General features: G+C 35.1%; 30 protein-coding genes and 1 pseudogene. 11 read left to right on the forward strand and 20 right to left on the reverse strand.

Annotated elements, in window-relative coordinates:
* Positions 1-39: 39 nt before the first annotated feature.
* Together Q1B07_RS12485 and ilvA are read right to left on the reverse strand one after the other, a co-directional pair.
* The gene (locus Q1B07_RS12485; RefSeq protein ID WP_299093148.1) at positions 40-291 is read right to left on the reverse strand and encodes a DUF2535 family protein; all 252 of its coding nucleotides are present in this window, start codon (positions 289-291) and stop codon (positions 40-42) included.
* Between the two features lie 239 nt (positions 292-530).
* Positions 531-1799: a threonine ammonia-lyase IlvA gene (gene ilvA / locus Q1B07_RS12490; RefSeq protein WP_299093150.1), complete on the reverse strand. Its 1269-nt coding sequence runs from the start codon at positions 1797-1799 to the stop codon at positions 531-533.
* Positions 1800-2025: 226 nt separating this feature from the next.
* Here ilvA and Q1B07_RS12495 point away from each other — a divergent pair, with 226 nt between their 5' ends.
* Complete coding sequence (locus Q1B07_RS12495) at positions 2026-2667, forward strand: hemolysin III family protein (RefSeq protein ID WP_299093152.1); 642 nt, start codon at positions 2026-2028, stop codon at positions 2665-2667.
* Positions 2668-2756: 89 nt separating this feature from the next.
* Here Q1B07_RS12495 and Q1B07_RS12500 read toward each other — a convergent pair whose 3' ends face one another.
* From Q1B07_RS12500 to Q1B07_RS12540, 9 genes and pseudogenes are all read right to left on the reverse strand, one after another.
* Positions 2757-3248, reverse strand: coding sequence for a dihydrofolate reductase (locus tag Q1B07_RS12500; RefSeq protein ID WP_299093154.1), 492 nt, complete (start codon positions 3246-3248; stop codon positions 2757-2759).
* Positions 3245-4039 (reverse strand): thymidylate synthase, encoded by a 795-nt coding sequence (locus Q1B07_RS12505; RefSeq protein ID WP_299093157.1) that lies wholly within the window; start codon positions 4037-4039, stop codon positions 3245-3247. Before Q1B07_RS12505 ends, Q1B07_RS12500 begins: the two co-directional genes overlap by 4 nt.
* A gap of 66 nt (positions 4040-4105) precedes the next feature.
* Entirely contained in the window at positions 4106-4822 is a 717-nt protein-coding gene (locus tag Q1B07_RS12510) for a toxin (RefSeq protein WP_299093158.1), read from the reverse strand.
* A 233-nt stretch (positions 4823-5055) separates the two neighbouring features.
* A complete protein-coding gene (locus Q1B07_RS12515; protein ID WP_299093159.1) occupies positions 5056-5658 on the reverse strand; it encodes a YpjP family protein in 603 nt (200 codons plus the stop codon).
* A gap of 332 nt (positions 5659-5990) precedes the next feature.
* Entirely contained in the window at positions 5991-6122 is a 132-nt protein-coding gene (locus Q1B07_RS12520) for a YuzL family protein (RefSeq protein WP_299093160.1), read from the reverse strand.
* Between the two features lie 35 nt (positions 6123-6157).
* A complete protein-coding gene (locus Q1B07_RS12525) occupies positions 6158-6931 on the reverse strand; it encodes a class I SAM-dependent methyltransferase (RefSeq protein WP_299093162.1) in 774 nt (257 codons plus the stop codon).
* A 150-nt stretch (positions 6932-7081) separates the two neighbouring features.
* A complete protein-coding gene (locus Q1B07_RS12530) occupies positions 7082-7516 on the reverse strand; it encodes a BrxA/BrxB family bacilliredoxin (RefSeq protein ID WP_299093163.1) in 435 nt (144 codons plus the stop codon).
* Positions 7517-7607: 91 nt separating this feature from the next.
* Entirely contained in the window at positions 7608-8732 is a 1125-nt protein-coding gene (locus Q1B07_RS12535; protein ID WP_299093164.1) for a conserved virulence factor C family protein, read from the reverse strand.
* Between the two features lie 97 nt (positions 8733-8829).
* Positions 8830-9440 (reverse strand): annotated as a pseudogene (locus tag Q1B07_RS12540) (HD domain-containing protein).
* A 104-nt stretch (positions 9441-9544) separates the two neighbouring features.
* On the opposite strand from Q1B07_RS12540, the gene Q1B07_RS12545 reads away from it, so the two are divergent.
* A complete protein-coding gene (locus tag Q1B07_RS12545) occupies positions 9545-9781 on the forward strand; it encodes a hypothetical protein (protein ID WP_299093165.1) in 237 nt (78 codons plus the stop codon).
* Positions 9782-9836: 55 nt separating this feature from the next.
* On the opposite strand, the gene Q1B07_RS12550 is transcribed toward Q1B07_RS12545, so the two are convergent.
* Positions 9837-10328: a glutathione peroxidase gene (locus tag Q1B07_RS12550; protein ID WP_299093166.1), complete on the reverse strand. Its 492-nt coding sequence runs from the start codon at positions 10326-10328 to the stop codon at positions 9837-9839.
* A 74-nt stretch (positions 10329-10402) separates the two neighbouring features.
* Positions 10403-10900 (reverse strand): hypothetical protein, encoded by a 498-nt coding sequence (locus Q1B07_RS12555; RefSeq protein ID WP_299093167.1) that lies wholly within the window; start codon positions 10898-10900, stop codon positions 10403-10405.
* Positions 10901-11185: 285 nt separating this feature from the next.
* Here Q1B07_RS12555 and metA point away from each other — a divergent pair, with 285 nt between their 5' ends.
* The 4 genes from metA to Q1B07_RS12575 all read left to right on the forward strand — a co-directional run bounded on the left by metA (position 11186) and on the right by Q1B07_RS12575 (position 14924).
* Positions 11186-12094 (forward strand): homoserine O-succinyltransferase, encoded by a 909-nt coding sequence (metA, locus tag Q1B07_RS12560; RefSeq protein WP_299093168.1) that lies wholly within the window; start codon positions 11186-11188, stop codon positions 12092-12094.
* Between the two features lie 278 nt (positions 12095-12372).
* Positions 12373-13533, forward strand: a complete 1161-nt coding sequence (locus tag Q1B07_RS12565) for a diglucosyl diacylglycerol synthase (RefSeq protein WP_299832858.1) — start codon at positions 12373-12375, stop codon at positions 13531-13533.
* 48 nt (positions 13534-13581) lie between these two features.
* Entirely contained in the window at positions 13582-14574 is a 993-nt protein-coding gene (locus tag Q1B07_RS12570; RefSeq protein WP_299093170.1) for a metal-dependent hydrolase, read from the forward strand.
* A 203-nt stretch (positions 14575-14777) separates the two neighbouring features.
* Positions 14778-14924: a hypothetical protein gene (locus Q1B07_RS12575; RefSeq protein WP_299093171.1), complete on the forward strand. Its 147-nt coding sequence runs from the start codon at positions 14778-14780 to the stop codon at positions 14922-14924.
* Between the two features lie 91 nt (positions 14925-15015).
* Here the strand turns inward: Q1B07_RS12575 and Q1B07_RS12580 are convergent, their stop codons facing one another.
* Positions 15016-15282: a phosphocarrier protein HPr gene (locus Q1B07_RS12580; protein WP_299093172.1), complete on the reverse strand. Its 267-nt coding sequence runs from the start codon at positions 15280-15282 to the stop codon at positions 15016-15018.
* A 162-nt stretch (positions 15283-15444) separates the two neighbouring features.
* Positions 15445-15702 carry a hypothetical protein gene (locus Q1B07_RS12585; protein ID WP_299093173.1) on the reverse strand — a complete coding sequence of 86 codons (258 nt, stop codon included), beginning with the start codon at positions 15700-15702 and terminating at the stop codon, positions 15445-15447.
* A gap of 259 nt (positions 15703-15961) precedes the next feature.
* Here Q1B07_RS12585 and cspD point away from each other — a divergent pair, with 259 nt between their 5' ends.
* Positions 15962-16162, forward strand: coding sequence for a cold-shock protein CspD (gene cspD / locus Q1B07_RS12590; protein WP_026562601.1), 201 nt, complete (start codon positions 15962-15964; stop codon positions 16160-16162).
* A gap of 125 nt (positions 16163-16287) precedes the next feature.
* On the opposite strand, the gene Q1B07_RS12595 is transcribed toward cspD, so the two are convergent.
* Positions 16288-16488 carry a hypothetical protein gene (locus tag Q1B07_RS12595; RefSeq protein WP_046590249.1) on the reverse strand — a complete coding sequence of 67 codons (201 nt, stop codon included), beginning with the start codon at positions 16486-16488 and terminating at the stop codon, positions 16288-16290.
* Positions 16489-16684: 196 nt separating this feature from the next.
* On the opposite strand from Q1B07_RS12595, the gene Q1B07_RS12600 reads away from it, so the two are divergent.
* A complete protein-coding gene (locus tag Q1B07_RS12600) occupies positions 16685-16951 on the forward strand; it encodes a DUF2564 family protein (protein WP_299093180.1) in 267 nt (88 codons plus the stop codon).
* Between the two features lie 55 nt (positions 16952-17006).
* Here Q1B07_RS12600 and Q1B07_RS12605 read toward each other — a convergent pair whose 3' ends face one another.
* Both Q1B07_RS12605 and Q1B07_RS12610 read right to left on the reverse strand, forming a co-directional pair.
* On the reverse strand, positions 17007-17183 hold the full coding sequence (locus Q1B07_RS12605) for a zinc-finger domain-containing protein (protein ID WP_299093182.1): 177 nt from the start codon (positions 17181-17183) through the stop codon (positions 17007-17009).
* Positions 17176-17862 carry a reverse transcriptase-like protein gene (locus Q1B07_RS12610; RefSeq protein ID WP_366945191.1) on the reverse strand — a complete coding sequence of 229 codons (687 nt, stop codon included), beginning with the start codon at positions 17860-17862 and terminating at the stop codon, positions 17176-17178. The genes Q1B07_RS12605 and Q1B07_RS12610 overlap by 8 nt, the downstream gene beginning before the upstream one ends.
* A 323-nt stretch (positions 17863-18185) precedes the next feature.
* Here Q1B07_RS12610 and Q1B07_RS12615 point away from each other — a divergent pair, with 323 nt between their 5' ends.
* A complete protein-coding gene (locus Q1B07_RS12615) occupies positions 18186-18572 on the forward strand; it encodes a reverse transcriptase-like protein (protein WP_299093186.1) in 387 nt (128 codons plus the stop codon).
* Between the two features lie 27 nt (positions 18573-18599).
* Positions 18600-19508: a DMT family transporter gene (locus Q1B07_RS12620; RefSeq protein WP_299093189.1), complete on the forward strand. Its 909-nt coding sequence runs from the start codon at positions 18600-18602 to the stop codon at positions 19506-19508.
* A gap of 22 nt (positions 19509-19530) precedes the next feature.
* On the opposite strand, the gene Q1B07_RS12625 is transcribed toward Q1B07_RS12620, so the two are convergent.
* On the reverse strand, positions 19531-19806 hold the full coding sequence (locus Q1B07_RS12625) for a DUF6123 family protein (protein WP_299093191.1): 276 nt from the start codon (positions 19804-19806) through the stop codon (positions 19531-19533).
* 151 nt (positions 19807-19957) lie between these two features.
* Here Q1B07_RS12625 and sspL point away from each other — a divergent pair, with 151 nt between their 5' ends.
* Positions 19958-20098 carry a small, acid-soluble spore protein L gene (sspL, locus tag Q1B07_RS12630; RefSeq protein WP_046590505.1) on the forward strand — a complete coding sequence of 47 codons (141 nt, stop codon included), beginning with the start codon at positions 19958-19960 and terminating at the stop codon, positions 20096-20098.
* 103 nt (positions 20099-20201) lie between these two features.
* On the opposite strand, the gene Q1B07_RS12635 is transcribed toward sspL, so the two are convergent.
* Positions 20202-21389, reverse strand: a complete 1188-nt coding sequence (locus tag Q1B07_RS12635) for a metallophosphoesterase family protein (RefSeq protein WP_299093194.1) — start codon at positions 21387-21389, stop codon at positions 20202-20204.
* Positions 21390-21665 lie beyond the last annotated feature (276 nt).

Consider the following 21665-nt stretch of genomic DNA (forward strand, 5'->3'; position numbering starts at 1 on the left):
GAGGGTTACCCTTTTGAGACAGCCCCATTGTTTCTTGTACTACGCATTGTTTTTCAAAATATAGGATCCAAAAATCGCCTCATAATCAGGCCATTTAATCACCTTTTTTAAGTAGTCTTTAAATGAGTAAATACTTTTAGGGTGTTTCTGAGCATAAATGCTCGTTAAAAACGTTTGTAAACGGATTTGAAGCATGAAACGGTATTTGTTATCTTCCTCCAATACTGGGATATCAGTAATTTTTACCTTCTGTCCATTCATCAGCTTGAACTCTAGGCTTTTTAATAACAAGTTATCAATCCTCTTTTTTACCCGTTTCCTATATTATACCCCAAGTTATTAATGAAGTCTGTCTAAATATGTCGTGTTTAAAGATTTTTTTACCGGTAATGGTAAGTTATCGTTTTATTTTGCGATGATATTTAGGAAGTTCGTGAGACTTCTGATGCATCAAATTGAAAAGAGAGACTCCGGATGTTCAGAGTGCTAAAGAGTCTCCCTAGAATTAACCAAGAATTTTAACAAGTCGTTTAAATCAGTAAATGAAATAAATTGCTGTCTTTATTTACCTCTGTAAAATAGAAGCCTTTTTTCTTCATTCTTTGAACTAATGGACCATAATCTTCCCGCTGTTTTAATTCAATTCCGACTAAGGCAGGACCATTATCCTTGTTGTTCTTTTTCGTATATTCAAAACGACTGATATCATCATTTGGTCCAAGAACTTCATCTAAAAATTCTCTAAGTGCACCGGCACGCTGAGGAAAGTTTACAATAAAATAATGCTGTAAGCCTTCATAAATCATCGAGCGCTCTTTAATTTCCTGCATTCTGCCAATATCATTATTACCACCGCTAACAACACATACAACGTTTTTCCCTTTAATTTGTTCACCTAATAAATCAAGCCCAGCAATGGACATCGCACCTGCTGGCTCTGCAACAACTGCATTTTCATTATATAACTCAAGAATTGTTGTACAAATCTTCCCTTCAGGCACAAGCAATACCTCATCGACAACCTCCTTACAAATTTCAAAGGTTTTATCGCCGATTCTTTTAACAGCCGCTCCGTCAACAAATTTATCAATTTCATCAAGTGAGACAACTTGATCCTCGATTTTTGATTTAAATAATGATGGAGCACCCTCCGGCTCGACCCCAATCATTTTTGTTGAAGGAGAAATGCTTCTAAAATAAGTACCTAATCCAGAAATTAAACCTCCGCCTCCGACACTAGCTACGACGAAATCAATTTCAACATCAATATCATTTAAAATTTCAACCGCAACGGTACCTTGCCCTGCGATGACATCCACATCATCAAATGGATGAATAAATGTCCGATTTTCTTGCTCACAGCACTCTACAGCTTTTTGATAGGCATCATCAAATGTATCTCCTGTTAAGATAATATCAACATATTCTTTACCAAATAATTCAACTTGTGAAACCTTCTGGCGCGGAGTTGTAGAAGGCATAAAAATTTTACCGTGAATTTTTAATTGGCGACAGGAATATGCGACACCTTGTGCATGATTCCCTGCACTTGCACAAACAATGCCATTAACAGTTTGTCCTTCATCGAGCTGTTTAATCTTATTAAATGCTCCGCGAATTTTAAACGAGCGTACAACCTGCAAATCCTCACGCTTTAAATAAACATTACATTGGTATTTATCTGAAAGCTGTTCATTCTTTTGCAAGGGTGTATGGGTAACAACATCCTTTAACAAATGATGCGCTTTTAAAATATCCTCAACATATACCTTCTGTAATTCATTGATAGTTTGCTTCATGTTCACGACCCTTTCAACTGCTTGTTAATAAGAAATTATATCATGAATATTCAAAATATAAAGGAATTATTGAAAAGTTTTATTTAAATTCAAAATGTAACAGCTTTCATAAATCATAGAATTTGGAAGCTTGCTTGATTATACAATATTCTATAAACTAAGTAATAAATGGTCTTTTTAAAAAGGTTTAAAATTTTAAAAGACCCTTTAATGAAAGGGGACTCATATGGCAAATACACATACATTTTCAAAAGGAGAAGAAATTGCCAATTCTATTACGCACGGAATTGGTGGAATATTAAGCATGGCAGCTCTTGTAGTCTTGATTGTCTTTTCTTCAATATATGGAACTGCTTGGCATATTGTAAGCTTTACTATTTTTGGGATAACTATGCTGCTTTTATATACTGCATCTACCCTTGTTCATAGCTTTCCAGCAGGAAAGGCAAAAGATTTTTTTGAAGTACTTGATCACTCCGCCATATACTTTTTTATCGCTGGAACCTATACACCCTTTTTATTTATTGCTGTTAAGGGCTGGATTGGCTGGACATTGTTCGGAATTGTATGGGGACTTGCTATTGCCGGGACAATCTTTAAAGCGTTTTTTGTTAAAAAATTTGTATTCCTTTCCACCGTTATGTATGTCATTATGGGATGGTTAATTGTATTTGCTTGGAATGATATTACAACAAATATTGCTGCTAATGGGGTTATCTTGTTAGTTATTGGAGGAGTCCTTTATACAATCGGTGCCGTCTTCTACGTATGGAGAGGATTTAAATATCATCACGCTGTTTGGCATCTGTTTGTATTAGCAGGTTCAGTCTTTCACTTTTTTTCAATTCTTTTCTATCTATTACCATAAACAAAAAGCAGACTCATTCAATACCATGCTCGCTCTTGACCCATCCAAGGATATAAGCGAGCATGTTTTATAGAGTCTGCTTTTTAAACTTATTTTTTTATTTTCTCATAAACGACAAAATCAAAATCGTAAGGGTTTTTTTCATCTTTTATACCTGGTTCCTTAGTGATCACTTTCCATTCCTCATCATCTGTTTGTGGAAAGTATGTATCACCTTCAAACTCATGATAGATATGTGTGATGTATAAACGATCTGAATAAGGCAGGGTTTCTTTAAAAATTTCAGATCCTCCGATTACAAAGATTTCTTCCTCACAATTTTTAGCAAGTTCGAGGAATTCTTCAATGGAGTGAAGAATCTTGCAACCATCACATGAAAAATTTTTGTCTCTAGTAATAATAATATTTTCCCTGCCAGGTAATGGTTTACCAATCGATTCAAACGTTTTTCGACCCATGACAATTTTATGATTCATTGTCACTCGCTTGAAATAGGCCAAATCTTGAGGCAAATGCCATGGGAGCTGGTTATTCCTTCCGATTAATCGGTTCTTATCCATTGCATATAATAAAGAAATCACACGCTTACAGCTCCTTTAATATGTGGATGTGGATCATAGTCTTCAATTGAAAAATCTTCAAATTTGAAGTCAAAAATCGATGTAACTTCTTTGTTGATTTTTAAGGTTGGCAAAGGTCTTGGCTCTCTTTGCAATTGCTCTTTTACTTGATCTAAATGGTTTAAGTAAATATGGACATCGCCAAAGGTATGAATAAATTCTCCTACCTTTAAATTTGTTGCCTGCGCCATCATATGGACCAACAGTGCGTATGAAGCGATGTTAAATGGTACACCTAAAAAGACATCTGCGGAACGCTGATAAAGCTGGCAAGATAACTTGCCTTCTGCTACATAGAATTGAAAGAAGCAATGACATGGCGGTAATGCCATTTGTTCAACATCAGCTACATTCCAGGCAGACACGATTAATCTCCTTGAATCTGGATTGTTTTTTATTTGATTAACAACATTGGTAATCTGGTCAATCGTAGAACCGTCTTTTGCCGGCCATGATCGCCATTGGTGGCCATAAACAGGGCCTAGCTCACCATTTTCGTCTGCCCATTCATTCCAAATTCGCACACCATTTTCTTGAAGATATTTGACATTCGTATCCCCTTTTAAAAACCAAAGCAATTCATGGATTATGGATTTCGTGTGAAGTTTCTTGGTTGTCATTAACGGAAATCCTTCTTGAAGATTAAATCTCATTTGATAGCCAAACGTACTAATTGTACCTGTACCAGTACGGTCCTCTTTTTTTACCCCGTTCTCAAGTACATGCTTGCATAAATCTAAATATTGCTTCATTTTGCCACTTCCCTTACATAAACTACTTCATGTATTTTACCATTATTTATTGAGAATACCATAGTGTTACCTGAGACGTTTTTCTGCTTGATTTTCTAATGTTTGGATAAACCATGAAGTCATCGGCGCCTTTTTATTAAGGATGGATCTTGTATCTTCACTGAAATAGTACATAGCAAATGTTTCTGCAAAATACTCTTCAGGAAAATTTCGAAAATAAGATTGGAGTGGGAATAACTGGCCAACCTCCTGCTTCCAAATGGAAAGAAATTTAGGGTCTTTACGGATATAATGAAAGACGTAACGATCAATAGCATGTGCCATTTCATGAAGTTCAAGGGAAACCGATCCATGTCCCTTTCCATATTCACTATGGCCAATCTTGGCATATACAACTCTATCTACACTCATCCCAGGAACTTGATTCCAGCTCGGATCAGAGTCAGAATAGCCCCTTGGTTTTGTATCTTTCAGACTGCTTAATCCATTTTGGTTTGTTAACGATCCATTAAACAATTTTATTTGAATATTTTCATTTGCTGCAAGGATCAAGATATTTTCATCTATTTTTTGTAAATTATGAATCATAATAAGTGCATCTTCTTCAGAAAAAGATGTTTCTGGGAGTAAGACCATTTCTCCCAATATCGGTTTGGTTAACACTTCTTCAGCTGAAGCAAAGGAATAGGAGGAAAGCGGTATCCCCTCAGGAGATGCAAGTACTAAATGATAAAAAGGGGCCCAGATAAGCGATACCAGAAGGAAAATCATACCCTTTTTCATGATGTACATCCTCTCAGGTGAAATAAATAATATGACTGGTAGATTTATTAAATTGAGGCGTTTAAGCCACACAAAAATGGCTGTCAGCTTTAAACTATACCTCTACAATTCTTTTACTCTATCATACCATATATAGGTCTATTAAACTATCTTTCACATTCTACCTGACGGCATATAAAAAAGCACGCTATAATACAACGTGCTTTTTCGTATCGCTTATTTATCATTTTTACTTAATTAACATAACTCATCCAATTTGGCGGGGTATTTTTATCCCAATAAATACTTCCTAAATCTTTATGGGATTGGAAAGAATCATGGTACGTATGATAATGGAAATTAAACCAATAGCCTTCTAAAGGACGGTTTTCTCTTCGAACATGAAAACGAAGGACATCCTCACCAGTCTCCGTATTATAAATATGGAAGATTTTTTCGCTCGTTCCGCCAGATGGTTTTGAAACAGCGAGCTGTTGGAATAATTCGTCATCTTCTACATTTAAATAATATGTAATGATTTCTTCCATTTTTGGAAAAATCACTTCTTTAAATTCATCTTCAATCACACCGCTAATTTTATCTCCAAATTTACTAAAGGATTTTTCTTCTGCTTCTAACAGAATGGTCGAAATAACTTGTTCCTTTGAAGGTGGAAGCTGGTCTACTTCAACGACAGTAGCGGCAGATTGCTCTACGCTTTCATCTTTAAGCGGAGATTTTGAAACAGTATCCTCTGCAGGCTTTTCCTGTACGGCTAAAGAGGCAGGAGGTGTTACAAGTCCAAAGGTGGCGATCGAAAATAAAATGACGAGTGATTTTCTTAACCATTTATTCATACCCGTTCTTCCTTCCAAGGATTCTAGTATACTAACAATCTTAACATATACCTACTAGGATGAATATATCAAATTCATTACAATTTTGAACAAACCTATATTATTGTAAACGATTGCCCTTTTAATAAATGGAAAAAACGTTTAAAATAAGTTGTACGTACGCATATTAAGGATATTACAATAGGAGGGCTAATTGATGAGCTATGACACAATTTTCTTTATTGGCTGCTTTATAACACTTGCCTATTTTATTTATGTAGAAATTACAGACTAAATTACATAACAGCGTAAAAACGGGTGCCAGCACATTGAGAGCACCCGTTTTTACGCTGTTATGTTCTTTTTGTTTTCTTTCTAGCTGAATCCAGCTGTTTGCCCTTTGTTTCATTCATAGTAGTTCCCTGCCCCTCAACGTTAGGAGAACTTAAGCCTGTTCTTGAAGGATCTTTTCTTCTTTTTGGCATCTTCAACACCTCCACCCTTTTATCATTTGCTATCGCTAAATTTCTATAACGCCATAATGAAATTTTGCTGATTTTCGTACTTGGACAGTAAAGCCTAATTCTTGAAATCGACTGCTTTTCCAATGGTCTTTTAATACAATTCTCCGTCTCGCAACTCGTTTCGCTTCCATAATTGCTTCTTTTCGGAGCGCTGAAAAATTAGCGACACTTTTTAAAGGTAGGAGCCCAATCGATCCTTCAATCGTTTCTTCAAACATTGGATCAAAATAAATAACATCAAATGAATGCTCGGGACATTCGCGTAAATATGATAAATGGTCGCTAATCGTAACATGAATCCGTTTCATCGCTTGATCTAAAACATCTAAGCCTGTTTCCCATTGTTGCAACCCGTTTTTTACGATATACGCTAAGCTTTTGCTTTCTTCAATACCTTTTACAAAGCCTTTTTCACCAACTACGTAGCTTGCAATAATGCTATCTGACGCCAAGCCAAGTGTGCAATCTAAAACGAAATCTCCTTCTTGAAGGCTGCACGCCTCACAAAAAGGATCTGTTTCACCTTTTATAAGCCTTTTTATCCGAAACATTGCCGAATTTGGATGAAAAAACAAAGGACTGTCTTGACCTAAAACATGAAGCTCTAATCGGTTTTTTCCTACAACAAGGACATCTTCTCGATGAGATTTTTTAATATCCGCAACCGCTTGTTTATTTCGCTTTAAAAAATGGCCATTCAATTCAGTTGCGATCTCCATAGCTGTTTGGATCAAATGAATATCTGGCCTTCCTGAAGTTGTAACAATCATTTTTATCTCTACTTTCTTTACATATAAAGAGACTGCCTCAAAACCAAAGGGTCTGCCCCCACGAACACAATATATAGGATCTTAAGTGAACAAGAATTCTATATACCGGGTTTTGTTGGAGGGGGTCAGACCCTTAAGAGACAGCCTCTTTTAGCAATATTTATCAAAGGCATTTTCAAGATTTTGCATGATAGCCTCTATTGAATTTCCTTCAATATCATGACGCGGGATAAAGTGAACCACCTCGCCATCCTTCAATAACGCCATAGATGGTGATGAAGGTTCATAACCTTTAAAGTATTCTCGCATCTTGCTTGTTGCTTCTTTATCCTGTCCTGCAAATACGGTAATAAGATGATCTGGTTTTTTCTCAGCATTTAATGCAGACTGAGTAGCTGCAGGACGTGCGAGACCTGCTGCACATCCACATACAGAATTAACAACAACCAGAGTTGTACCTTTTGCAGTACTCATAAATGCTTCTACTTCCTCCTCAGTTGTCAGCTCTTGAAATCCTGCATTTGTTAATTCTGCTCTCATGGGCATCACAATTTGTCTCATATACTCTTCATATGCCATTGACATAAAAAATCTCCTCCGAATCTTTCTTCAAGTAATTAAAGAATACTATAGAGAGTTTCCCTATGCAAATACTCTTCAGCATTTCAAAAAGATTTTATCCTTTTCTGCTTTCAGTCATTTGTTTCCAAACAGATCCTTTTGCCTTTTCGCCGCCTTCAATTCGTTCAATCGCCATTTTCACCTGCATGCTAACCTCGAATTCAGGGTCATCCTCTGCCTGTTTTAAAGCAGGTAATGCAGATTTATCTCCAACTTCAAATAAAAACATGGCCGCTCGCCATCTTACCAGTTTGTTTTTATCTTTTAAGGCTTCCATCATTGGAACCATTGCTTGGGGATCACCAATATCAGATAAGCAATCTCCTGCTGTTCTTCTAACAGTAACAGACTTATCCTTTAATGCTTTATATAATAACGGTAAAACAGAAGGATTTTCAATCATTCCTAAATATACAGTAGCTAGCCTTCTAATTGACGGTTTTTCATCCTTTAAAGCCTTTTCTAAAACAGGGAGATCATCTTCTGATGGATCCATTTGCTCTAAATGAGCAAATCTTACAGACCAATCTTCATCATCCAGCATTTCAAGTGTCACTTTATATGATTTTCTCTTCGGAGGATTTTTCTGTTTGCCTATATCAGAAGCAGCTTTCACAAGCCTTTGTAATCGTTCATCAGAGTACGCAGCACTTATCTCATCTACCACTTCCTTACCTATCTCTGCAAGTTCGCCATATCTTACTCCATGTTCCTTCCATTGACGATCCAGCACAATGTTTTCGTTCGCTTGTTGTGCTGCTAAAACAGCTGTTTTAAAGCGAACAGGCAAACCAAAGCGTTCTTCTGACATTCCATCAGTTAATTTAACCTGCATTGGAATATTATGAAACATCTGGATGAAAACCTTCACTTCACCAAACGCTTCATCTAGTGGTTTGCTGTCTCGACTTTCGTCGTTTACAGCCTCCCCAAAAGCTTGGCGAACCTGGGCCAATATTTCCTTCCAGTCATATTTAGCATTTCTTTCAACAGCGAGAAAATCCGCTACATGGTATACACCTTTTACTCCTTCAATTTTAAGGATATCTCCAATAATACCCGGCGTTTCTACTGCTTGGTCCTTTTTATAGTTATTACTTTTTCCAGCGGGAAGCTCTTCTGTCAAAAGCACCTTCATTGTATTTGGACTTGGAGTAGGTTCAATTGATTTTATCTTCATTATGAGCACTCCTTCTTTTAAATCGTAATGATAGTGTAACATAGCAGATTTTATCGTGCTATTTTCATGTTTCGATTGTTTATATGAATAATTTTAACTATTTTCGCCCATTCCACTCATCATAAAATTGATTTAAATAGAGTTCGAGAAATTGATGTCTCTCTTCAGCAAGAGATCTACCTGCATTTGTGTTCATTAAATCTTTTAGCTTAAGTAATTTCTCATAAAAATGGCTTATTGCATCAGTTTTTTCCTCCACATCCGGATGATAGATAATGTTTCCTTTAGAACCAGCATAGACGAATGTCGAGCAATTCCAATGGCTCCAATGGCATCAAGCCGATCAGCATCTTGAATAACCTTAGCTTCGAGGGATAACTGATTATTAGGTACTTTCTTTCGAAAGCTGATGACTTGAATAATCCTGATAATAGCTTGTATTATCTCTTGATCAATACCTAAATTCAGTAATAACTGTTCAACTTGGCTAACATTAAGCTTAATGTTCTCGGAGAGCTTATCATCAATTAAGTCATGAAGTAATGCTGCTAATTCAATAATGAATAGATTTGCATTTTCTTTTGTTCCTATATACATAGCATTCCGACGTACACGGTCAATATGCCACCAGTCATGACCGCTTCCCTCATTGTAGAGCCTTTTATAAACAAAATCTTCTACCTGTTGAATTAAAAATTTGTTATTCATATGGCAACTCCTATGTATGTAATAAACGAACGATTATGACGTTAACAATAACAAACAATTGATCATATAGTATCCTAAACAATTTTTTATAAAGGTGTGTTTTGATGAGAGAACCCCAGCCAATCATCGGTCAAGCTTGGACAGAAAGACATGTTATCATCCTTCAGTGCAGTGAAACAAATAAACTGATTAAGGTATACAAAAGCTTACATGCTCCAATCGAACCGCCTCGTTTAAATTGTGCGGAAACACTTTCACAGCTCATTAGTATTGGTTACCAGATTCATGCAATGGCTTCCTTACCTAATCATCGAATACAGTATGTATTAGTATTATTTTAATACAAACACTAAGTACAAAAAGTTATGCTTTCTTTAAAATTAAAAAGAAGAAGCCTTATTTTACGACTTCTTTTAAAAGGTTTTCAATATCTGGTTTTATTTCAATTGGGTTCGTATTCGGTGAGTAACGCTTTACAACTTCCCCATTTACATGAATCAAAAACTTTGTGAAATTCCATTTTATTGCCTTGCTTCCTAAAATCCCAGGAGCATTATTAGTTAAAAATACAAATAGCGGATGTGCGTTTTCTCCCTTTACATCAATCTTGGAAAACATTGGGAAGCTTACTCCGTAATTCATTTCACAAAAGCTTTCTATTTCTTTATTGCCACCTGGTTCCTGTCCCATAAACTGGTTGCAGGGAAATCCTAAAACAGTAAATCCTTGATCTCTATACTGATCATAAAGCTCTTGTAATTCTTTGTACTGTGGAGTAAACCCACATTTACTTGCAGTATTCACAATTAATACCACTTGATTTTTGTAATCACTTAACGTTGTTTTTTCCCCTTTTATTGTTTCCACTTCAAAATCGTAAATACTCATTGTCACCCCTCCTGACACCATCTTTACATATAACACATGAGATATTCAACTATTAACAACTAATTAAGAAGTCATTACTTGCAGCACTGCAACAATGAACGTAAATGATCGATGATATACAGCAAATCCTCTATATCATCTTCACCGTATGCTCTCTTAAAATTCACCTCATAGCGATGGTAATAAAATTCTGTGTTTGCGGTTACCTCTTCTGTCACAAATAACTGAATCGAATGCTCCTCCCACAATTTCTTTAACTTTCTTAACAGAAGTTCGTCATAAGCCTTACTCTCCTTCTCTTCCTGAAGAATAACTTTTATAAAGCATCCCGGTTTTTTAATTGTTTGACGTAATTCTCCAGAAATTTGCTCATGGTTCATGTTAATCTCCAGCATAGCATGGGGACTTTTTTTCTTTTCATTTCCAAATGTAATCCTAAAGGTTCTAGACATTGTCGCTAGATCTACAAAATCACTCCTATTCAAAACTTTGATCACATTTTCAATATCTAAATCATATATATAGCCTTCAACGATAACCTTTAAATTATCAAAAACAGTTGGGTCAAACATGACATCCTCCTTAAAACAATCCAGTTGCAAGTTCTTCATTATTCCATTCATGGCTAGTGCTGCTGTCTCTTCGGTAATCCGGGCATTGCCATCTCACTTTGCTAGATTAATCCTTTATAATACTTTACCATGTATAATGAATTCATTTGTATGCTTTTTCATGACCACTATTAGAATTTCACGAATGAAATTGATGAATTAACATAAAATTCGAATTGAATTATTTTTCTAAACTTTCTATAATAAAGAATCAATGTATGATGAATTTTAACGGAGGTGCTTTTTTTGCCGATTAACATACCTAGTCATTTACCGGCTAAAGAAATCTTAGAACAAGAGAATATATTTATTATGGACGAAAAGAGAGCGTATTCTCAAGATATTCGCCCTTTAAATATCCTTATCTTAAATATTATGCCAGAAAAGGAAAAAACTGAAACTCAGTTGTTACGATTATTGGGGAATTCTCCTCTTCAATTAAACATAACATTTTTAAGGCCTGAAACCCACACGTCAAAAACGACAGCAATGGAGCATTTGAAGGAATTCTACACAACCTTTAAACATATTAAGCATCGAAAATTTGATGGCATGATTATTACAGGGGCACCAATTGAACACTTAGAATTTGAAGAAGTTTCTTATTGGTCTGAATTAAAAACAATTATGGATTGGACTAAAACAAATGTAACCTCAACTTTACATATTTGTTGGGGTGCACAAGCAGGACTTTTCCATCACTATGGCGTAAATAAATATAAGTTGGAAAAGAAATGCTTTGGTATTTTTAAGCATGAAATTGTCAATCCGACTGTAAAATTATTAAGAGGCTTTGATGATCAATATTATGTACCACATTCAAGACATACTGATGTTCCAAAAGAAGAAATTGATGCCATTCCAGAGCTTCAGATTCTTTCTTATTCAAAAGATGCTGGTGTTTGCCTAGTGATGTCAACGGATGGCAAACAAATCTTTTTAACAGGTCATCCTGAATATGAACGGACCTCTTTAAGAGATGAGTATGAAAGAGATCTTGCAAAAGGTTTACCAATTGATATACCGGTTAATTATTTTGAAAACAATGATCCAAGTAAAGAGCCAATTCACTGTTGGAGATCACATGGAAATCTTTTATTTGTTAATTGGCTAAACTATTATGTTTACCAGGAGACACCTTATATTTGGAATTGAAAGGGTAAGAATAAATTGCTTTGAAATGAATAAGAATAAGGTAGAGCATTTCTGCCTTATTCAATCATGCATTACTATCTGCAAAAGAGATAATGGTGTTTTGCCATTCCAACTTTTTACGACATTTTACATCTTAAGAAATACTTAATAATTGCTTTATAAAAAAGTAACAATTATATGGTAATCTTTAAGACAAATTCGGTTCAATCTGTCATATATATTTATAGCGAGGACTGGATTTGATAATTTGATCCGTTTCCGATTAGATTGAGGTGAAAATGTTGAAAAGAAATTCAAAGGTGTTAATATTAACAGCGAAATATGGTAATGGTCATGTGCAAGTGGCAAAAACGTTAGAAAATAAGTGTAAAGAGCTCGGCTTTGAAAAAGTCATTGTCTGTAATCTTTATTCTGAATCATTTCCCGTATTTTCAGAGATTACTCAATATTTATATTTAAAAAGCTTCTCGATTGGAAAGCAATTTTACCGATTGTTTTACTATGGTGTTGATAAAATTTATAACAAAAGGATGATGAATCTCTATTTTAAAATGGGACATAAACGTTTACATGAAATTGTAAAGGCTGAACAACCAGATATGATCATTAATACTTTCCCTATGATTGTTGTACCCGAATATCGCAGAAAAACTGGTACAATGATTCCCACCTTCAATGTCTTAACTGATTTTTGCTTACACAGAATCTGGATTCATGAAAATATCGATAAATATTATGTAGCAACAAACAATGTGAAGGAAAAGCTGATTCAGTTAGGAATTCATCCAGACAGAGTAAAGGTAACTGGAATCCCTATACGTTCACAATTCGAGGAGGATCTGAATAAACAAGATATTTTTAAAAAATATGATTTGGATCCAAATAAAAAAACACTATTAATCATGGCTGGTGCCCACGGTGTCTTAAAAAATGTGAAAGAATTGTGCCATTCATTTATTTCCAAAAGCGAAGACATTCAAACGGTTGTTGTGTGCGGAAATAATACCCCTTTAAAGGAAAATCTTGAACCTCTTGCAAGAAGTTATCCAAATCAATTTAAAGTATTAAGCTATGTTGAAAGAGTGGATGAGCTTTATCGGATTACATCATGTATGATTACAAAGCCAGGCGGAATCACCTTAACAGAAGCGACTGCTTTAGGTGTACCAGTTGTTCTCTTTAAGCCTGTTCCTGGTCAGGAAAAAGAAAATGCTCATTTTTTTGAGGACAATCAAGCAGCTATTATTGTTAACCAAATTGAGGATATTGCTGAGGAAGTGCATAAACTGCTTAGCGATGAAAAGAAATTAACATCAATGAGAGAGAATATAAAAAAGCTGCATGTTCCAAAATCAGCTGACTTAATAATTGAAGATATGTTGAAAGAAGCTGCTTTTATTAGAAATAAACAGCTGATGGCTGGCTCCGTAAATTATTAAAGCTATTTAAAAGGATGAGTTGGGGTAATTTTACCTTGGAGGTTCAGAATGGACACAAGTACACATATTACGATTGGATTCGGGTTGGCAGGACTTGCATATTTAGACCCAGCCATTGCCTCTGATCCAATGTTAGCTCAAGCCATCCTGTTAGGAACTGTTATCGGATCCAATGCTCCTGATTTTGATTATGCCATTAGGCTTGTTAAAGGCAATGGAATGTATACGGAACACCATCGCGGGGCATCGCATTCACTCCCTGCTATCATTATATGGACATTTGCTATTTCAGCTCTTATTTTTATCTTTTATAACCAAATATCCTATATATCCCTTTTGTTTTGGACCTTTCTGGCAGTATGTTTACATGTTGGATTAGACATTCTAAATGTTTATGGAACACAGGCTGGGAGGCCATTTACAAAAAAATGGCTCTCATTAAATTTCATTCCGTTATTTGATCCGATTATAATGCTTGGTCATTTGATTGGCTTTACCTTCTGGTTAGCAGGTCTTTCACCTGGCATTACCTTTTTATACGTATACATCGTACTAATTAGCTATATCATTATTCGGTATATCATTTCAGTTAATAAGCGAAATTTATTACATGCCGTACAAAAAACTGGAAGCTTCACTATCATTCCAACCATATCATTGCACAAATGGGATTTTGTTTATGAAACTAAATCAGCTTATGATGCAGGTTCCATAACCGGAAAGGACATCCATTGGATTCATCACTTTGAAAAACATGGTCAAGAAGATAAGATCATTAAAGCATCATTAGCTGATAAAAATGTACAGCATTTTTTAGCTAATTCAAAACACGCTCATACGATGTACTTTACAACATCTTCGAGTGTGGAGGTTCGTTGGATTGATTTACGCTTCCGTCATAAAGAGCATTATCCCTATATGGCAATTGTCAAACTAGACCCAGCTTTAAACATTTTAGCATCATATACTGGCTGGGTACATCATTCAAGAAAACTAAATGAAAAACTAATAACTGAAACAAAAAAAGTAATGCCCCTATAATAAACAAAGATGTCTGACACTGCCTTTTGGCAATATCAGACCTTTTTTTGTTTAAAGAATTTTGTTTGTCATAATCTTGCTTGCCTTAACGATATATCCTCTTTAAAATGCATGAAGAGCCACTCAACATGGGAATATTAATGGATAACTACCTTGTAAAGGGTATGAATATCTAAGCTGTAACAAAGCAATAGGAGGTCACTATGACGAAGAAATTTAACAAGGGAAGTAAAAATCAAAATTCACCTGAAAATGGAAAATATCAAATGGAGCTTGCACAAGATCACATACCTGGTGACAATAGCAAAGGAAAAAAGCGGAATAAGGATCAAATGGATAAATCTAATTAATCATCAATAAAATAGAGGCTGACCCTTTCTATGATAGAAGTCAGCCTCTATGCTTTTACTAAATGCTTTCACGTTTGGTTAATGCAATTATTTATTCGCCAAGGCTTTCTGTAGCCATAGCTCGTTTAACAGCTTCTAGAGCCGCTTCTTCATCACTACCGTTTGCTGTAATTTTAACTGTTGCTCCTTTTGCAATACCTAAAGACATGACACCCATAATTGATTTTAAATTCACTGTTCTGCCATTTGCTTCAAGATTTACATCAGCTGTGAAAGAATTTACAGCGTTCACTAATGCAGTTGCAGGTCTAGCATGCAGCCCTGCCTCGCTCGTGATTGTAAAGGTTTGTTCTACCATTTTCCATTCTCCTTCCATTATCGCCAATATTTTATCCAAAGTAGCTTTATCTATTTTTGAATGATGAATATGTATGATTTCTTTCATCTCAAGAAGCTATTAGGATAAGCTACGTTAGTTATTACCATTATTATAAACTTTTTTTAAAAAAAGGGAACTAGTTTATTCGTCAATTTGAAAGACATTTTCACATTTTATTTCATATTGAATATGTAAAGTAAAAGTATCTGTATTCATCCTTTCAATGACAATGGAGTTTCGTTCATGATCTTGCAAAAGAGCAATTTCAGACTTCTTTAACTTTAATATGTCTCTGTCACATTTTCTAATGAATTGATAAGCCCTAGTAAATCCTTCTTCATCAATATTCCGACTACTCGTTAGCAAAATTTCTTCTCCACGTATGTTCAACTTGTGCATACTGATCCTCTCCAATGTTTTTTTCACCATTATATGCTTGGTCATTTGTGGCTATATCTAATAAGAAAGTTTCTGAAAGTTTTGTTAAAATATTCTTCTTAACCTTGACGAAGTTCATAAAATTGTTGTATATTAAAAACATCATTAAGCTGAGTATATATGATAACGTTTTAATAACATCTTTTTACATATTATATTCGTTAATGATAAAATTTGTTTTAGCACCACCTGTGCTACAGTATTAGGAGGATTAAGTACTATGCAAAACGGTAAAGTAAAATGGTTTAACAACGAAAAAGGATTCGGTTTTATCGAAGTTGAAGGCGGAGACGATGTATTCGTACACTTCACTGCTATTCAAGGCGAAGGCTACAAATCATTAGAAGAAGGTCAAGAGGTATCTTTCGAAATCGTAGAAGGTAACCGCGGACCACAAGCTGCTAACGTTACAAAGTTATAATCACAAGCCAACTATCTACTTGTGACTTAACCATAAACAATTTAAATGAACAGAGGCTGAGTTTACTCCGCCTCTTTTTTATATGTCTTTTTTCTTCTTACTTCCTTCTTTCTATTTCTACAGTTCTAACGGGAGGAGTTCGGTTTTTGACTGACAATTAAGTATTCAATCGCCTTAATATTTTGCTTAATACTTTTCTCTATTCTACTTACCTCCATCTGGTTAAAAATATTTGCGTTGTTCGCTATAAAGACTAATTTATCTAGATCTCTATAAATTTCAGAGAATGCTTCTTTGATCGTTGAATCTAACGGCTCATTTCCCATGTCATTTTTCACTCCCCAGGTCTGTCTTTAACCGAAATTCTAGTTAAAAGGTTACATATTTGTGTTATATTTTTACATAGTTTTCTTCACATTTATTTTAACATGACATCTCAGTTTTAGATATATATACATGATTGTTTTTTTTAACGAATATTTTTTCTTGAATTCCAAAACCTATAAAATGGAGGTGTTTCTATTGGATCAAATTAATCATACTGGATTAATTAGTGGAATGAATGAATTAAGTCAGATTGAAATGTCTGTTAAAGCAGCACAAAAAATGGTAGGTTCAGCTACAATGCAATTAGATCAGGAAGCCATTCAACATGCAGAAAATGCAATTCGTGATGCAAAAGATCTAATGAATCGTTCAAGTAAAACAGGTGTTGATCAAGAGTTTTTAGCTAAACAGCAAGAGCTTTTAAAACAATGTGAACATCAATTATCAGAGGCAAAGCATTAAAAAAATCCGCTTATGCGGATTTTTTATTGGTTATCCAATTTATTATAAAGACATTTTAAGATAATTTTTCTCCAACCTCTTTTATCTTCTGGCCTACTGTGCATTGATTAATGCAAAAGGAATGGGCAAATCGCTTCCCATATTCTTCGCGGAAATGCTTCTTTAATAAACAATTAACACAATAAGTATCTAATATTTCGCTTAATTCTTGCAATGTTTGTTTTTTATTCATTTTCGCCAACTTCCTCATTTATAATCATTTTACTGTTTATTTGGGTACCGCTCATTGCTTGGGTTGCAAGACGATCTGCTTCACTGTTCTCTTTCCTCGAAACTGCTTCATACTCAGGCATGATATGAAGCTTTTTAAGTTTATCTTCAATACGATCAAGCCAAATGGTGAACTCTTCCTCATAGCACGGCCATTCTCCAGCTAGTTGTTTCAAGACAACCTGTGAGTCACCTTTAAAAACGATTTTCTGTCTGATCATACCATTCTCTTCAAGAGCATTTACTAAATAGTAAAAGGCTGCATACTCTGCTTCATTATTAGAGGTTAACTCCTCTGCCCTTTCATTCAAGCGGATACGGTAACGGCTGCCGTTTTGAGTATAATAAATGACAGCACCAAACCCAGCCAATTTTGACTGTTTATGATAACCGCCATCAAAATAAGCGACAATATCATGGGGTTCGTCCTTAACTATATCTTTTAAACGCTTTAATTCCTTTAATGTCCATGTTTGCCCGTCTTCAGATATAAAAGTAAGCTGTTTTACTCGTCCAGTTTGTAAAAAATCTTCTGCGAAAACGATCGTTTCGTCTAAGGGTAAATAATCTGTCGAAAGAATCGCCTGCAGTTTTCTTTTCGTTTGGTAGGTCCAATCAATTTTATACTTCAAAGGCTTCACTCCTGAATATTGGTAAGTCCGTTTCCAATCTTTTTTATCAAAGCTTCTTCTAAAAGCAAATTTTTCCTATAAACCTGTTGATTAAAATTACTTTCTATTTAATAATGTTATCAATGTGCTATAATCGTATTCGATTTCTCGTTATTTTCGTTTACCTCTGTATAATCAAAGTCTTTTATTCATCGTATTATCATGTAAGCCAATGTATCCTATTTTATCATCGTTTATCTTTTTATTAAAGCTAATACTGCTGCGGTAACGACAGGCAAAATTTTCAGAACCCATATAAAACCATAATGAATAAGTTTGGAGGTTTTGATTTTATGATTGAGGTATATGTAGATGGCGCAAGTGCAGGCGACCCTGGCTTATCAGGTGCTGGAATCTTTATTAAAGGACACGGGAAAGCAGAGCAATATTCCATTCCTCTAGGAATGATGACAAATCATGAAGCCGAATATCACGCCCTAATTAAAGGATTGGAAATTTGCATTGAGAAGGGGTATCAGGTGGTATCCTTTCGTACAGATTCACAGCTTGTTGACCGCGCTATTGAAAAACAATTTGTTAAAAACGTCTCATACATTCCGCTTTTGGAGCGTGTTATGGAATTAATGGAACAATTTGATCTATTCTTCATTAAATGGATTCCAAGCAAAGAGAATAAAGTTGCCGATCAGCTGGCAAAAAACGCAATTTTAAAACAGTAAAATGATTATAGAAAGAGAAGAAAAAATATGCAGAAAAGCACTTTAGCGGATTTAAGTTTATTATTTGTAGCATTTATTTGGGGTTCAACTTTTGTTATTGTCCAGAATGCGATTCAATTCCTTCCCCCCCATTTATTTAATGGTATTCGCTTTTTACTCGCGGCATGCGTTTTAACTCTTTTTATTAAAAAGACTTATACAAAAGCATGGTCGAAAGAATTAATAAAAGCAGGTATGTTTTTAGGAATCTTTTTATTTTTAGGGTATGCATTTCAAACAATCGGATTATTGTATACCACATCTTCAAAGACCGGTTTTATTACAGGGTTGAGCGTAATGATTGTACCATTTTTATCCATATGTATTTTAAAAGAAAAGCCAAGAAGAATTGTTTTTTTTAGTGCTTTGATTGGAATAATTGGACTTTTCCTGTTGACCTTGGGAGATTTGGCAGGGATCAATATTGGTGATCTCCTTGTTTTGTTTTGTGCGATTGCTTTTGCCCTTCATATTGTATTTACAGGTAAATTTTCGAACAAATATGAGCCATTGCAATTAACAATTATGCAGTTAATAACTGTTTCTCTATTAAGCTTTGTCAGTTCATTACTTTTTGAAAAAGCATCTCTATCGTTTTATGATTTTTTCAATAAAGAGGTTATTAGTGCCTTACTGATTACCTCCATATTTGCAACGGCCCTTGCCTTTTTGATCCAGACGAAATTTCAACAGTTTACAACTGCTGCAAGGGTTGCTCTTATTTTTGCAATGGAGCCTGTATTCGCTGCACTGACCGCATTTATAGTTCTCAATGAGCGGCTAAATGGAGCTGCCTTAATTGGATGTTTGCTTATCTTTATTGCAATGATTTTAACTGAAATGCCAAGTGTTCAGAAAATCAAAAGGGCAAACACAGAGCAAAAGCATGAAATGTAATGCTCGGTTATTCCGAGCTTTTTTAGATTAAGTTTAAATTTTCTACAAAATTGAATGCTTGTTTCCTATTCTGAATGGCTTCTTTTTTAAAGCTTTCTAATAAGGAAATGTAAAAAGCGCCATCAAACTCCTTTTGAATTTTTAAGGTAAGCTCAATTGCAATAATTGCAATTTCATCGGTTGTTTCTGTATAATACTGGCCAAATTGAATAAAACCGGTTGCATCCTCTCCGAATATAAATCCTTTGTGTGTTAGGTACTCAAGATAATCTGTGACTGTTTTCACCGTTTTTGTCAAGTTGATACCCATCCTTACTTTTTCAATATATAGATTATGATAGCGAAAATTGTCGATAAATTCCATTGTTTTTTTGAAAGATTCAAATTTCTGCTTGATACATAAGTATCAAACAGAAATGGCAATAATACAAATGGAGGTGAACTTAATTATGAGCAGTAAAAAAAGAGGGAATAATCGCGGTCAAATCGCACCAAGCGTAAATCCTCAAGGACATGGAGAAGATGTAGAATTTTCAACTGAACCTAAAAGCAAGCTGGAAAATGCAGCGAAAAAGAAAAATACAAAATAAAATCCGAGGGTCAGACCACACAAACTCAATATATAGGACTTCTGAATTAGCTAGTAAACCCATATATTAGTATTGATTCGTGGTTTCAGACCCTCTTTCAGTTTTAATGATTTATTGGCAACGGATCAATGCTTTGATCATTCGCTGTTAAATCAATTCCATAATCCTTCGCAAAAACCATATGGGTTTCAACTAATACCCCTTCCTTGTTTTCATCTAGGTTAAATACTCTTGCCCCACGCAGCCTATTGCGTTCAGCACCTGGAAGGCCGTATGTTCCGAAGCCTGTGTTTCCGGCATATCCAAGCAAAATTCCATAATAATTTCCGCAATAAGTGTTTATATGATCGTGTCCACAGAATACACCTTTAACGTCACCACGATCTAACATGGCAGAAAACAATCCTCCGTTTACCGGTCCAGGACATTCATCTTCATTTCTTTCACCTACAATATTATGTTTTACCACAGCGAGTTCATGATTTTCCTGCGTTCTGCTATCTACGCTGCCAAACCACATAAAACGGTGTTCCCATAGAGGGATATGAATGAATACGAGTGAAGGCACTTTATACCCATATTGCCTCTCAATTTTTTTGGACTTTTCATAATACCAATTTACTTGGTTAAAACGGAGCCAATCCCATGTCGGATATCCTTTAAAATCTTGTCCGGCGATTTGTTCAGGTGCATATCTTCCACTATCAAGCAGCCAAAGGTTAAATGCGGCTTGATTCCCGTTTGATTTCTTGATTAAAAGGTTCATATTCCCTGTACCAGTAAGGCCCTTTTCACCAGGCTCATTCATATTATGCTTATACTTCATATAGAAGTTTAGCATGTCATCCTCATCCATCCCGCTTTTTGGGGTTGAATCCTCATCATGATTTCCGAAGGTAACCGCCCATTTAATTCTTCTCTTTTCCATTGGCTGGACGACATTGTTCAACGCTTGTTTCATTTCAAGTTCTGTATCACAGCCCCCTGTAATATTGTCACCATTAAGAACAACAAAATCAGGTTTCTCAGAGTCAAGTACCTTCTCCATCAGTTCGAGTGTTCTGCGATCAATTCGTTCATCATCTTGTGTGTCATTAAATTGAACAATTTTAAATTTTCCATTTTTGTTAAATTGAAGCTTGGCTTCTTCACGTTTCTCAGCATGTACTTTGTTTGTAAACAAATCTCCTGGGAGCCCAGTTGACGCCAGCGTTAATGCAAGCGTGCTTATTCCTCCTATTTTGATAAAGCTCCTTCTGTCTAATCCTTTGTTTTGATCCTTGGTACTCATCACTGCGACCTCCATTTTCAATTAATAGGGGAAAACTGCAAATGAATTTAAAAATGATTATAACTTCCTATGTCCCCTTATCTACTTTTACATTTTAGAATAATATTATTGATAGATTATTAATGATGGGAGAAATATTCGTTAAAAAAACAAAGAAAAATCAAAATGCAAAATAAATTAACAAGTCTTATAATCGTAAAAGATAAGAGAATATACCCACCTTATTACAGGTCTAAAGATAGGTAAAAAGGTTGCTTTTTACTTTTGTTTTGTCTA

Origin of the sequence: uncultured Metabacillus sp. (assembly GCF_947503125.1) — a bacterium.
In the GTDB taxonomy this organism is placed as follows: Bacteria; Bacillota; Bacilli; order Bacillales; family Bacillaceae; genus Metabacillus.